This window comes from Streptococcus sp. 2021WUSS126, from assembly GCF_044427255.1.
Classification (GTDB): Bacteria; Bacillota; Bacilli; order Lactobacillales; family Streptococcaceae; genus Streptococcus; species Streptococcus hashimotonensis.
The window spans coordinates 1-13220 of sequence record NZ_JAOTGI010000014.1 but is presented as its reverse complement, the minus strand read 5'-3'; the positions used below and the strand labels follow the sequence as shown (position 1 = coordinate 13220).

The 13220-nt window shown below is 41.5% G+C and carries 10 protein-coding genes, 2 tRNA genes, 1 rRNA gene and 2 pseudogenes; 2 read left to right on the top strand and 13 right to left on the bottom strand.

Features of this window, described 5'->3' with window-relative positions; genetic code table 11:
- Positions 1–66: 66 nt before the first annotated feature.
- The 8 genes and pseudogenes from gatB to ODU39_RS06650 all read right to left on the bottom strand — a co-directional run bounded on the left by gatB (position 67) and on the right by ODU39_RS06650 (position 7709).
- Positions 67–1506 (bottom strand): Asp-tRNA(Asn)/Glu-tRNA(Gln) amidotransferase subunit GatB, encoded by a 1440-nt coding sequence (gene gatB, locus ODU39_RS06685; protein ID WP_398580128.1) that lies wholly within the window; start codon positions 1504–1506, stop codon positions 67–69.
- Positions 1506–2972 carry an Asp-tRNA(Asn)/Glu-tRNA(Gln) amidotransferase subunit GatA gene (gene gatA / locus ODU39_RS06680; protein WP_398580127.1) on the bottom strand — a complete coding sequence of 489 codons (1467 nt, stop codon included), beginning with the start codon at positions 2970–2972 and terminating at the stop codon, positions 1506–1508. The genes gatB and gatA overlap by 1 nt, the downstream gene beginning before the upstream one ends.
- A complete protein-coding gene (gene gatC / locus ODU39_RS06675; protein ID WP_024408528.1) occupies positions 2972–3274 on the bottom strand; it encodes an Asp-tRNA(Asn)/Glu-tRNA(Gln) amidotransferase subunit GatC in 303 nt (100 codons plus the stop codon). The genes gatA and gatC overlap by 1 nt, the downstream gene beginning before the upstream one ends.
- Positions 3275–3490: 216 nt before the next feature.
- Entirely contained in the window at positions 3491–4165 is a 675-nt protein-coding gene (locus tag ODU39_RS06670) for a hydrolase (RefSeq protein WP_012774968.1), read from the bottom strand.
- 186 nt (positions 4166–4351) lie between these two features.
- Complete coding sequence (gene rplS, locus ODU39_RS06665) at positions 4352–4699, bottom strand: 50S ribosomal protein L19 (RefSeq protein WP_011921928.1); 348 nt, start codon at positions 4697–4699, stop codon at positions 4352–4354.
- A 311-nt stretch (positions 4700–5010) separates the two neighbouring features.
- Positions 5011–5542 (bottom strand): annotated as a pseudogene (locus ODU39_RS06660) (cysteine hydrolase family protein).
- 12 nt (positions 5543–5554) lie between these two features.
- The gene (gene codY / locus ODU39_RS06655) at positions 5555–6343 is read right to left on the bottom strand and encodes a GTP-sensing pleiotropic transcriptional regulator CodY (protein ID WP_029172019.1); all 789 of its coding nucleotides are present in this window, start codon (positions 6341–6343) and stop codon (positions 5555–5557) included.
- A gap of 151 nt (positions 6344–6494) precedes the next feature.
- Positions 6495–7709 (bottom strand): pyridoxal phosphate-dependent aminotransferase, encoded by a 1215-nt coding sequence (locus ODU39_RS06650; RefSeq protein WP_105119851.1) that lies wholly within the window; start codon positions 7707–7709, stop codon positions 6495–6497.
- A gap of 154 nt (positions 7710–7863) precedes the next feature.
- Here ODU39_RS06650 and ODU39_RS06645 point away from each other — a divergent pair, with 154 nt between their 5' ends.
- Positions 7864–8316, top strand: a complete 453-nt coding sequence (locus ODU39_RS06645) for a universal stress protein (protein ID WP_004195772.1) — start codon at positions 7864–7866, stop codon at positions 8314–8316.
- A gap of 15 nt (positions 8317–8331) precedes the next feature.
- Here the strand turns inward: ODU39_RS06645 and ODU39_RS06640 are convergent.
- Positions 8332–9697 (bottom strand): annotated as a pseudogene (locus tag ODU39_RS06640) (Cof-type HAD-IIB family hydrolase).
- 69 nt (positions 9698–9766) lie between these two features.
- Here ODU39_RS06640 and ODU39_RS06635 point away from each other — a divergent pair.
- Positions 9767–10726: an asparaginase gene (locus ODU39_RS06635; protein WP_398580126.1), complete on the top strand. Its 960-nt coding sequence runs from the start codon at positions 9767–9769 to the stop codon at positions 10724–10726.
- A 63-nt stretch (positions 10727–10789) separates the two neighbouring features.
- Here ODU39_RS06635 and recG read toward each other — a convergent pair whose 3' ends face one another.
- The 4 genes from recG to rrf all read right to left on the bottom strand — a co-directional run bounded on the left by recG (position 10790) and on the right by rrf (position 13210).
- Positions 10790–12808, bottom strand: a complete 2019-nt coding sequence (gene recG / locus ODU39_RS06630) for an ATP-dependent DNA helicase RecG (RefSeq protein ID WP_398580125.1) — start codon at positions 12806–12808, stop codon at positions 10790–10792.
- Between the two features lie 115 nt (positions 12809–12923).
- Positions 12924–12995 (bottom strand) — tRNA-Glu (locus ODU39_RS06625).
- 22 nt (positions 12996–13017) lie between these two features.
- Positions 13018–13090, bottom strand: a tRNA-Asn gene (locus ODU39_RS06620).
- Between the two features lie 4 nt (positions 13091–13094).
- A 5S ribosomal RNA gene (gene rrf, locus ODU39_RS06615) occupies positions 13095–13210 on the bottom strand.
- Between the last annotated feature and the right edge of the window lie 10 nt (positions 13211–13220).

The following is a 13220-nucleotide window of genomic DNA, read 5'->3' as shown; positions in this document are numbered from 1 at the left end:
AATTATTATTTTAGTCAACAAAAAACCACTCTTTTTGAGCGATTTTTGTATTCTATAGTTTTAAAACTAATCCAACAACTTAGCAAGTTCTTCTGCTAAGAGTTGTTGTGCAACTTGTGGGTTAGCTTGTCCCTTGGTTGCTTTCATCAAGAAGCCTGTAAAGGCCTTATCGGCATTGCGTTTGCCAGACTTGAAGTCAGCTACGGCTGCTTCATTATCCGCAAAGACTTGGTGGATAATCGGAATCAAGACTGCTGGGTCTGAAATCTGTACCAAGCCAGCTTTCTCAACGTAAGCCTTAGCAGAGCCACCTTCTTTCGCCAAGTGAACAAAGACTTTCTTGGCAATCTTAGATGAAATAGTACCATCCGCAATCAAGGCAATCATCTCTACCAAGTTTTCAGGTGTTAAGGCGATTTGCTCAATAGTCTTACCTTCAGCATTGAGGAACTGAGCCACTTCACCCTGCAACCAGTTAGAAACTTGTTTAGCATCGCCACCTGCTGCCACGGCTGCTTCAAAGAAATCAGACAGAACCTTGGTAGACGTCAACTGACCAGCATCGTAGGCAGTCAAGCCCAAGTTTTCCACATAGTTGGCACGGCGAGCCTTTGGAAAGACTGGCAATTCTGCACGCACTTCTTCAATCCAACTATCATCAATCTCATAGAGCGGTAGGTCTGGCTCTGGGAAGTAACGGTAGTCAGCTGACCCTTCTTTGACACGCATGAGAATGGTTTCACCAGTAGATTCATCGTAACGACGAGTTTCCTGCTGGATTTGACCACCTGAACGCAAGATTTTTGCCTGACGTTCTACTTCGTGCTGCAAGCCCTTGCGAACATAGTTGAAGGAGTTGAGGTTTTTCAACTCAGTCTTGGTACCAAATTTCTCCTGACCATAAGGACGAAGAGAGATGTTGGCATCCACGCGCATAGAACCCTCTTCCATCTTCACATCTGAAATACCAGTGTATTGGATGATTTCCTTGAGAGCTGTCAAATAGGCATAGGCCTCTTCAGGCGAACGCATATCCGCTTCTGATACAATCTCAATCAAAGGAACACCCTGACGGTTGAGGTCCACATAAGAATAGCCGTCTGTCCCGTGGGTATTCTTACCTGCATCCTCTTCCAAGTGGGCACGCTCGATACGAATTTTCTTAGTCGTACCGTCTTCTAGCTCAATCTCAATCCAACCATTGTAGCCAATCGGCTCGTCAAACTGGGAAATCTGATAGGCCTTAGGGTTATCAGGATAGAAATAGTTCTTACGGTCAAAGTGCATTTCCTTGTGAATGTCCATGTTCAAGGCCAAGGCAGCCTTGATACCAGCATCCACAACACCCTTGTTAAGAACAGGAAGGACACCTGGGAAAGACCAGTCAATCACGTTGGTATTGGCATTTGGATCCTCACCAAAATGAGCAGATGAAGGTGAGAAAATTTTCGAGTTGGTATTCAACTCCACATGGACTTCTAGACCAATAATCGTTTCAAAGTTCATTAGTTAGCACCTCCAAAAATCACTGGTTGTTGCTTGTGGTAGTCTGTTGTCACTTCAAAGGCAGCAGCCACTTGGTAAATGGTCTCTTCTGAGTATTTTGGACCAATCAACTGCAAACCAACTGGCAAGCCTTCCACAAAACCAGCAGGAATAGAAAGACCAGGAAGACCAGCCAAGTTTACAGGAATTGTTAACAAGTCCGCCAAGTACATAGCCACAGGGTCATGGTTGAGCGTATCCAAACCAAAGGCAACCGTCGGAGCTGTCGGCCCCAAAATCAAATCGTAGTCCGCAAAGACTTTTTCAAAATCCTGGATAATCAAGGTCCGCACCTGACCAGCCTTCTTGAAGTAGGCATCGTAGTAACCAGATGACAGGCTGAAAGTTCCCAGCATGATACGGCGTTTGACTTCCTCACCAAAACCTTGGCTACGGGTTTTCACGTAAATCTCATCCAAATTGGTCGCATCTTCTGCACGGAAACCATAACGGATTCCGTCAAAACGTTGCAAGTTAGAAGAAGCCTCTGATGAAGCAATGATGTAGTAAACAGCAACCCCATACTTAGAATGTGGCAGGCTGACTTCCTCGATAATCGCCCCCAGACTTTCCAAGTGCTTAGCCGCCTTGAGAATGGTTTCCTTGACCTGCGGATCAATCCCTTCGCCCATGTATTCTTTTGGCAGAGCAATTTTCATACCCTTGATGTCCTGACCAATCTTGCTAGTGAAGTCAGCAATTTCATTGATCGTTGATGTTGCATCCTTGACATCATGACCAGAGATGACATTGAGCAACTGGGCATTTTCCTTAACCGTCTGTGAAAACGGACCAATCTGGTCAAGAGATGAACCAAAGGCAATCAAACCAAAACGGGATACCGTTCCATAGGTCGGTTTCATACCAACGATACCATTAAAGGCCGCAGGCTGGCGGATGGAACCACCTGTGTCAGAACCGAGTGACAAACGGACCTGACCAGCAGCAACTGCAGCTGCCGAACCACCTGAAGAACCACCAGGAACTTTTGTCTGGTCCCAAGCATTTTTAGTCGGTTTGAAGGCAGAGTTCTCATTCGAACCACCCATTGCAAACTCATCCATGTTGGTCTTACCAACAATAATCATATCCTTAGCATAGGCCTGAGCAACCGATGTCGCATCGAAAATTGGCTCGTAGTTATAGAGCATTTTTGAAGCAGCAGTTGTCAAAATCCCCTTGGTAGAGATATTGTCCTTGACTGCCAAAGGAATCCCTGCCATAACATTGTCCGCATCAATCCCTTTTTCATCAAGGGCCGCAGCCTGCGCCAAGGCTGCATCTTCTGTGATAGTCAAGAAAGCATCCACTGCTCCCTCACGGCTCTTAATGTCTTCCAAAGTTGCCTTGGTCAACTCAACCGCAGAAATCTCCTTTTTGACAAGGAGGTCATGCAATTCATCAATGGTTTTGTTATTAAAAGTCATTAGGCATCTCCTCCCCCGTCTAGAATAGCTGGTACCTTGATAAAGTTATCTTGTGATTCAGGCACATTTTTAAAGAGTTCCTCACGGCTCTCACCTTTTTGGGCAACATCTGCTCGCAAGACATTCTTACGGTCAGCCATAGTGGTCGTTACCGCAACACCTGTCGTATCTACTTCATTGAGCAATTCAACCATATCGACAATCTTGCTCAAACTTGTCGCAAATTCCGCTGTTTCTTGATCCGAAAATTCCAGCTTAGACAGCTTGGCAACGTGACGGACTTCAGCTTCAGAAATCTTCATTCTTACTTTCCTCCTAATGGAAATCTATCTTCTCATTATACCATATTTCCAGCCCCAGACAAAGGTAGAAATGACCTAATATGTTACCTATTTCCTCCTAAAAATCCGTTCTTTAAATTGCGAAGTATTCCTAATCTCACACCGTAAAACGATAAAAAACAGCAAGTTTCATCTAGCAATAAAACTTACTGTTTACTTAGCCTATCTTTTTATGAACTAATCCTTTGCATGTTTGCGGTATTTTTCCATTTTCCCCTTAAAAAGCTCTCCATTACTTGGTGCTGTATAGGAGACAGCATTGGCTCCAGCTTCGATAACCCGACGAATAGAGTCCTCAGTCGGACCACCAGTCGCAATAATTGGAAAGTCAGGGAAAGCTTCTCGAATCTTCTTCACAACCCTTGGCGTTTCCATACCGCAAGAAACATTTAAAATATCTACTCCAGCTTTAATCCGCGAGGTTAAATCAGACTTTTCAGAAACAACTGTATAAATGATAGGAATATCCACTACTTTATTGATTGCCTCAATTGTTTTTACATCCGTTGGTCCATTTACCACAACAGCATATGCTCCCTCCGACTCAGACAATAGACTCATATTAGCTGAACGCATACCTGTCGTCAAGCCTCCACCAACACCAGCCAAGACTGGAACTGACGCAACCAACATAATACTTTTGATAATAGCTGGACTAGGCGTAAATGGATAAACAGCCAAAATAGCATCTGCGTTGTGATTGGCAATAATCGACACATCCGTTGTAAATAAGACTGAACGAATGCGACGACCATAAATACGAATTCCACTACATTCCTTGATAACTTCTGGCATCTGAACAATATCCTGCCGTAAATCTGATAAAACAGATGGAATAAACTGTTCGCTCATCCGCAACCTCCTCTATATTAGCTACAATAATATATAGTATAACATATTATTTCATGGAAGATACACAAAAACAATCCATTTTGCCACTGCTTTCACAATAAAGTACTTTTTCAACAGATTTTTTTAAAAAAAGAGACAGCTTTCGCTGCCTCCCATTCTCCGACCAAAATAGTCTGTAGGACTATCTTAACGACGGATTTCTTTGATACGTGCTGCTTTACCTTGCAATGCACGTAGGTAGTACAATTTAGCACGACGTACTTTACCGTAACGTACTACTTCAATCTTATCAACACGTGGAGTGTGGATTGGGAATGTACGTTCAACACCTACACCACCAGAGATTTTACGTACTGTGTACATTTCTGAGATGCCTTGACCTTTACGAGAGATAACAACACCCTCGAAAATCTGGATACGTTCGCGGTTACCTTCGACAACCTTAGCGTGAACACGCACAGTGTCACCAGGACGGAATGAAGGGATGTCAGTACGAAGTTGACCTTCTGTCAAACTTTGGATCAATGGATTCATTTTATTCTCCTATCTTTGTCAATCTTAGGTGCTTTTAAACCCAGCGGATAAACTGTATTTTTGTGCGTCCATTACACACAGACTATATTATACACCAAGTAATCACCTATGTAAAGCATTTTGATAAATTTATCATGGTCAATCATACCGCTTCTTTTATCAGAATCAGACTGACGATGTAGTTGTAGATGGAACTGAAGTTCATCAAGCTAAGTCAACAAGGTCTGAGTTTGATTTTCGAAGAGTGTTAATGATACAGATTCCTGTTGGAGAAAAACGAAAAACCAGTCCACAGACTGGTCACTATACTATTAGTCAATGATTGTCGCACCAAGTACATGACGCAAATGGTTGAGAGCAAACTGATGATTCTCCTCCGTCAATGCAGCAATGGCTGATGAGACCACCTCAATACGATACCCCTCATTATAAGCATCAATAGCTGTATGAAGAACACAAATATCAGACAAAACACCCGTCAAGACAACCGTATCTACACCACGTTCTCTTAGTCGAACATCCAAATCCGTTCCAGAAAAAGTAGAATAATGACGTTTATCCATCCAACGAACACGCGCATGCCCTTTATGTTTTTGATAAAAATCTGCTAAAGAACCATACAAGTCACGCCCTTGCGTCCCAATGATATTATGACTTGGGAAAAGCTGAGCTTCAGGATGAAATTCATCCCCCCTTCTCATGACCATCAATCACAAAGAAAATGTAGTCTCCATTTTCAAAAGCTTCTTGTGTAACCTGAGCAATTCGTTCAGAAATAGCCTGAGCTGATTTTCCAGCAGTCAACTTTCTTTCATCTGCTACAAAATCTATTATATATTCAATACTTTTGTCATTTTAGTAGTCACGTTTCTTAATTTCATCAAAAATAGCTGGGATGAGAACCTTCAAATAGGTTCCTTTCATACCAAGCGAACGACTTTCAATAATCCCCGCACTCTCCAACTTACGCAAAGCATTGACAATGACCGAACGAGTAATACCGATACGGTCCGCAATCACAGACGCAGTCAGCTGCCCCTCATTGCCACTCAACTCACCCAGAATAGCCGCCACCGCCTTCATCTCAGAATAAGAAAGCGTATTTACCGCCATATTGACCGCAGCGCGACGACGAATATTCTTCTCATCTTCTTCCCGTTGGAAATTAAGCAACTGGATACCAACTACTGTTGCTGCAATCTCAACCAAAATCAAATCATCATCGTGAAACTGCTCATCATTCCGCCAAATAATAAGCGAACCAAAACGAATTCCCGTCACATGGATAGGGGCTATCGTTGTCAGACCATTTGGATAGGTCGATCGTGATTCAACAGGGATGGCAGTCAACTCGCTCTCGACAGGCAAGTTAACCTGCGTATCATAAACCTGCGCGACTGCTTTTACATATCCTTCTGGGAATTGTTTATTTTGGAAAAATTCTTCCACACGATCATTGTTTGTCTCGTAACTCATGTGGTATCCCAAAACTTCACCTTCGCTATTAATAATACAAGAATTACAATCAATAATAGCTGATAGATGTTCAGCAATAGCATTGTAAGGCAATTCTTCTGCCAATTGCTCTTCGGAACGCTTCAAAATAGAAGTAATATTCCGTGTCTTCTCTAATAATGTTGTCATATTTTCCTCTTTACTCTGTAATTGCTTTCAGTATAGCAAAAAATACATAAAATTTCAACAATTATCAGAATATTTACCGTTGTTAGAAAAACACAAACAATTTCATCCAAGCAAAAAGAAAAGGCTGATTAACACTCAGCCTAAAATTCCATTATCTACGATATTGCCGCAAGAATCGTGACATTTTTTCTTGAATTTCTGCCAACTCATCCACACGTGGTAAATACACAATACGGAAATGATCTGGATCCTTCCAGTTAAAACCTCGACCATGGACCAAAAGTACTTTTTCTTGCTTGAGGAAATCCAATACAAATTGTTCATCATCATCAACTCTGTACATCTCACAATCAATTTTTGGAAAGACATACAGACCAGCCTTAGGTTTTACAGCAGAAAGCCCTGGAATATCATTAATCGCCTTGGTAATAAACTCCCTTTGTTCATATAAGCGTCCGCCAGGCATCAAGAGTTCATCAACCGATTGGTAACCTCCCAAAGAAGTTTGAACAACCTGTTGAGCCAAAACGTTTGAACACAAACGCATATTGGACAACATATTCAAGCCTTCAATGTAACCTTTTACATGTTTTTTCGGACCAGATAAGACCATCCAGCCTACTCGGAAACCACAAATACGATGCGATTTAGACAGTCCATTCATCGTCACAATAAATAAATCTGGAGCCAGTGTCGCAATAGGGATATGAACAGCTCCATCAAAAACCATGCGATCATAAATCTCATCAGAGAAAATGATCAATTCATGTCTACGAGCAATATCAATGATTCCTTCTAAAATTTCTTTCGGATAGAGAGCTCCAGTTGGATTATTTGGATTGATAAGGACAATTGCCTTGGTTCGAGAAGTCACCTTGGACTCCATGTCTGCCAAATCCGGATACCATTCAGCTGCTTCATCACAAACATAGTGAACAGCTTTACCACCAGCCAAACTAACCGCAGCAGTCCAGAGAGGATAGTCTGGCATTGGCACCAACACCTCATCACCATTATCTAGCAAACCTTGCATAGACATAACAATCAGCTCACTCACGCCGTTTCCAAGATAAATATCTTCAATATCAACATTTGGAAATTTCTTTAGCTGACAATACTGCATGATAGCCTTACGTGCAGAAAAAATTCCCTTACTGTTCGAATATCCCTCTGATTTACGGGCGTTATGAATCAAGTCACGAATAACTTCATCTGGAGCAGTAAAACCAAATTCTGCAGGATTCCCCGTATTCAAACGTAAAATCTGCTCTCCATTGGCACGCATGCGCATGGCCTCTTCCAAAACAGGTCCACGAATATCATATGCTACATCATCCAATTTTGTTGACTTGTTAAATTGCTTCATGTCGTCACCTCGACTTTCTATCTTTTATATTGTACTGTAAAAGCAAAAAAAGTACAAGAATCCTTTACATTTTCTCTTAAAAGGCTTATAATAAAAATGTAAGGAACTACTCTACCTATTTCGGGACAAAGCTCTTCTGAAAGGAGTGATTATTATGACACAATCTTACAAAACAATACTCGTCGCTGTAGACGGCTCTAAAGGAGCAGAATTAGCTCTTCATAAAGCCATTCATGTTGCACTACGCAACCAAGCACGTCTGATTATCGCCCATGTGATTGATACCCGTGCTCTCCACAATGTTGTTGCATTTGACGCCTCTGTCTATGAATCTTTAGAAAGAGAGGCGGAGCTCCTCCTCGAAGAATACAAACAAGAAGCCCTCAACGCTGGTCTGACCGATGTACAGATTCGCATTGAATTCGGTAACCCTAAAACCCTCCTGGCTATTGATATTCCAAAGGAAACTGGTGCAGATCTTATGCTACTTGGAGCAACTGGTCTAAATGCCTTTGAACGTCTCCTAATCGGATCCTCATCCGAATATATCATGCGCCACGCAACTATCGATTTACTCATTGTTCGCGATGGAGAAAAAAGTTTATAAACCAAAAGACTTGATTTACGAATCAAGTCTTTTCATCTGTCTTTTCAGCTCTTCCTGAATCTTTTCCTCCGGCGCAAACCGTTCTTCCCAATCATCAGGTTTTAAAATTTTATGAGTAATTGGATCAAAATGGGCCTTCCCATCTGGAAATGTTTTCCCCATATTAGCAGTATGGACTATCTGAAAGATTGGTTCTGGATCAACCCCCATCAAAACAAACGAACCATATGTAAAATAAAGAATATCCAGCAAAGCATCTACCTGATCCTGCATCGAAACCCCGAAACTTCTCTTGCCAGATACCTTATCAGCAGCAGTATCTAAATCCTGATGAAGTTGTTGAATAAAATCATGAAACTCAACTTCAGATTCTGAAGCTGCATGTAGAAATTCTACCAACTCCTCCAATTTAAAACCAGCGCGATGCAAAGCCGTCTGTCCATCATACACACTGGGAAGTTCTTGGGTTTCACCATCCATTAAAAAATGAAAATCCTTTACCCTATTAAAATTATCGTCCTTACTCTGAAACATCTTATCCCTCAATCACACCAAAATGAATTAATGCCTTATAAATCCCATCACGATTATTTGTATCTGTAACAAAGGAAGCTGCTTGTTTAACCTTTTTCGTCCCATTTCCCATCGCTACCGAGTGCTGAATTTCATTCAACATTTCAAAATCATTATTAGAATCCCCGAATACCATAACTTCATCTAACTCAAAACCATATCGTCCTGCAACCTTTACAATACCCGATAATTTTGAATTTCCCTTACTGATAATATCAGTCGCATAGGGACTCGAACGCGTAAAAGACAAGTTCGGAAAGAGCACCTCCAATGATTGCGTCTCCCTTTCCGTCGTCAGCAACATCAGCTGATAGATTGGTTGAAAGAGAAAACCCTTCAAATTCGTTTCCTGTTGAGGACTGATCCAACGTACCAAGCGATTGAAAATAAAGTTTATGATTCCAGCCCAGGACTCCGGAATCATACGCGTCACACGATATGCAAAGTTTCCTGTTCCAGCACTCATAATCTTACTACCAAATATGCCTTTAGCAGTTCCAAAAGACAAATCCTTATGGTGAGTTTGCGCATACTCCATAATTTGTTCAATTTGCTTTGGCTCTAAACTCTGACTATAAATAACTTCTTCTCTTGAAAAAATATATTGACCATTATAAGCAATGACCAAATCTAGCCCTAAACTAGCCATATACTGCAAAACAAAACGAGGGTCACGTCCTGTAGCTAGACCAACTAAAATTCCCTTCTCTTTCAAAGCATTAATGGCGAGAATAGTTGAACTACTAACCATACGATTGTCGGCCAATAAGGTACCATCAATATCGAAAAATACAGCCTTTATCGTCAACCAACTCACCTACTTTCTAATAATTATGTTACAATTAGTATATCACACTTTGAAAGAAACTGAAAATTTATGAAAAAAATTCTAGTATTGCATACAGGTGGAACCATTTCTATGCAAGCCAATCATCAGGGTGAAGTTGCATCGAGTAAAATCAATCCAATGACCCAAATTGATAGCCCACTAGAAGAAATTCAAGTGACATCCTTGGATTTTCTCAATGTTCCAAGTCCACACATTCGCTTAGAACACATGATGGCTCTATACCAAAAAATCAAAGAAGAACAAATGAACTTCGATGGTTTTGTCATTACACATGGCACAGATACTTTAGAAGAAACTGCCTATTTCCTTGATACAATGGCTATTCCAGAAAAACCAATTGTATTGACCGGAGCCATGCGTTCCTCAAATGAACTAGGTAGCGACGGGATTTATAACTACCGAACAGCCCTACGTGTGGCTGCTGATGATAAATCCGCAAATAAAGGTGTTCTAGTGGTCATGAACGATGAAATTCATGCTGCTAAATATGTTACAAAAACGCATACCACCAATGTCTCAACCTTTCAAACACCAACCCATGGACCACTGGGCTTAGTCACCAAACGAGAGATTCTCTATTTTAAAACTGCTGAACCACGTGTTCGATTTGACTTGTCAACAGTCACAGGAACGGTCCCAATCATAAAAGCTTATGCAGATATGGACTCCATCCTCCTTGATTCTCTCACTGCAAGCTCAATTTCCGGCTTAGTCATTGAAGCACTCGGCGCCGGAAATCTTCCGCCTACCATCCTTCCAGCCATTAAGAAACTCCTTGATCAAAAGATACCCATTATTCTGGTATCTCGCTGTTTTAACGGAATTGCTGAGCCTGTCTATGCTTACCAAGGAGGTGGCATCCAACTGGAACAAGACGGCATTCTATTTGTTAAAGAATTGAATGCTCAAAAAGCCCGACTCAAACTCCTTATCGCTCTCAATGCAGGCTTGGAAGAGCAAAGCTTGGCAGATTACATCCAAGGTTAATCGCTGACGAACTATACAATATGTCAAAAGACCAACACATGTGTGTTGGCCTTTTTTATATGACTAATCCAATTCCTCTCCATCTTTCAAATTAGCAAGTAAAATCGACCAATTAGGGTCCTCCTGCCAATTTTCCACGCTAACAATCTGACTAGCAACTCGTCTTGCTTCCTCTAAAATTGGATAGTCCTCGATAATATTTGCAACCTGAAATTCTGGCAAACCTGATTGACGAGTTCCAAATATTTCTCCAGACCCACGCATTTTTAAGTCAGCTTCAGCCAAAATAAAACCATCTGTCGTCTCTGTCATAATTTTCATGCGTTCCTTACCAGACTCTGTTTTAGGATTAGCAACTAACACTGCATAAGACTGCTTATGACCACGTCCTACACGCCCTCTCAACTGATGTAATTGGCTTAAACCAAAACGATCTGCATCCATAATAACCATCACCGTTGCATTGGGCACATTGACTCCGACTTCAATAACAGTGGTAGAAACCAAAATATTCGTTTTTCGCTCCTTAAAAGCATGCATGATGGCATCTTTCTCGTCATTTTTCATCTTACCGTGTAACAAATCCACTGTAACTTGCTCTCCAAAATGCGCCTGTAAATCAGATTGCAGATCTACAGCATTCTTTAAATCCAGAGCCTCAGATTCTTCAATCAGCGGAGAGATAAAATAAACCTGAGCACCCACTTCTAACTCCCGCTCCAACCAAGCTAAGACCGTGGGTAGCTGTTGATGTTTGACCCAGCGAGTGATAATTGGCTTCCTACCAGCAGGCAACTGATTAATAATCGATACATCCATATCTCCAAAAGCTGTAATGGCTAACGTCCGAGGAATAGGTGTAGCAGTCATCATAAGCACATCCGGATTATCACCCTTCTCACGAAACAGACGGCGCTGTTTAACACCAAAACGATGTTGCTCATCCGTCACAACCAAACCAAGCTTATGGTACGTCACACTTTCCTGGATAAGAGCATGAGTTCCTACAATGATGTCTACCTGACCACTAGAAATCGCCTCTAAAGCAGTACGACGCTCCGCAACCTTCATTCCCCCTGTCAAAAGAGCAATAGAAAGTTCTGGAAAAAGCTGGCGCAAACTCTCAAAGTGTTGCTCAGCCAAAATTTCTGTCGGGACCATAATTGCAGCCTGCATTCCCGCAGTCACAGCAGCAAACATAGCCAATCCAGCAACTACTGTCTTCCCTGAACCAACATCCCCTTGTAACAAACGATTCATGTGCCCATAGGACTTCATATCTGATAGTATTTCAGCCAAAGCCCCAGACTGAGCATCCGTTAAGACAAACGGCAATTGTCTTATTTGCATAGCCAATCTATCAGCATCATAGGCAATCTTCAAACCATTCGAAATATCACGATTGTTGGCTTTCAGCATTTGCAACTGTAATTGAAAATAAAATAATTCCTCAAACTTCATACGTCGCAAAGCTTGTCTATACTCTTCTAAATTTGTCGGAAAATGCATCGCAAAAACCGCCTCTCGGCGATTCATTAACCGATAGCGCTCTCGTAAAACTGATGGTAAATTCTCCTCTAATAAATGCAAATATCCCTGATCAATAGCTGTTTTAATTGCCTTAACCAAATTTACTTGCGAAATCCCTTGCGCCACATGATAGACAGGCTGCAGCTCATCTGATACTTGAGCCAAAACTTTCATTCCTGTCAAACTTGCCTTAGCCTTATCCCACTTTCCCCAAACTGCAATATCCTGCCCCAAAACAATCTTATCTGCTAAATAAGGCTGATTAAAAAACGAAACTGCTAAGACAACCTCACCCTGTTTCATTGAAAAACGGAGTCTATTTCTTTTGTAACCATAATACTGTACATTAGCTGGAGATACCACCTCCCCAACTACCACTGCCTTCTCACCATCCTGCAAATCATAAATAGACTTACTCTCAAAATCTTCATATCTAAATGGATAGTAAGTCAGCAAATCATTAATATTCTGAATGTTAATTTTTAAAAATTTTTCAGCCGATTTTGGACCAATCCCTGGCAAAACCGATAATTCATCACATAATCTTTTCATGTCTCTATTATATCAACAAACAATGAATAGACAAAGCAACAAGAAAAGAAAAGGAGCCAATTAAAGCCCATTTACCTCAAAAAACAAAAAAAGAGACCTAAGCAGCCTCCCAATATAGTCCGTACGGGATTCGAACCCGTGTTACCGCCGTGAAAAGGCGGTGTCTTAACCCCTTGACCAACGGACCATATACTAAAGATTTCTCTTTACTCCGCCAACAGGGCTCGAACCTGTGACATCATGATTAACAGTCATGCGCTCTACCAACTGAGCTATGGCGGAATATGCTAAGCGACTACCGTATCTAACAGGGGGCAACCCCCAACTACTTCAGGCGTTCTAGGGCTTAACTACTGTGTTCGGCATGGGTACAGGTGTATCTCCTAGGCTATCGTCACTTAACTACTGAGTC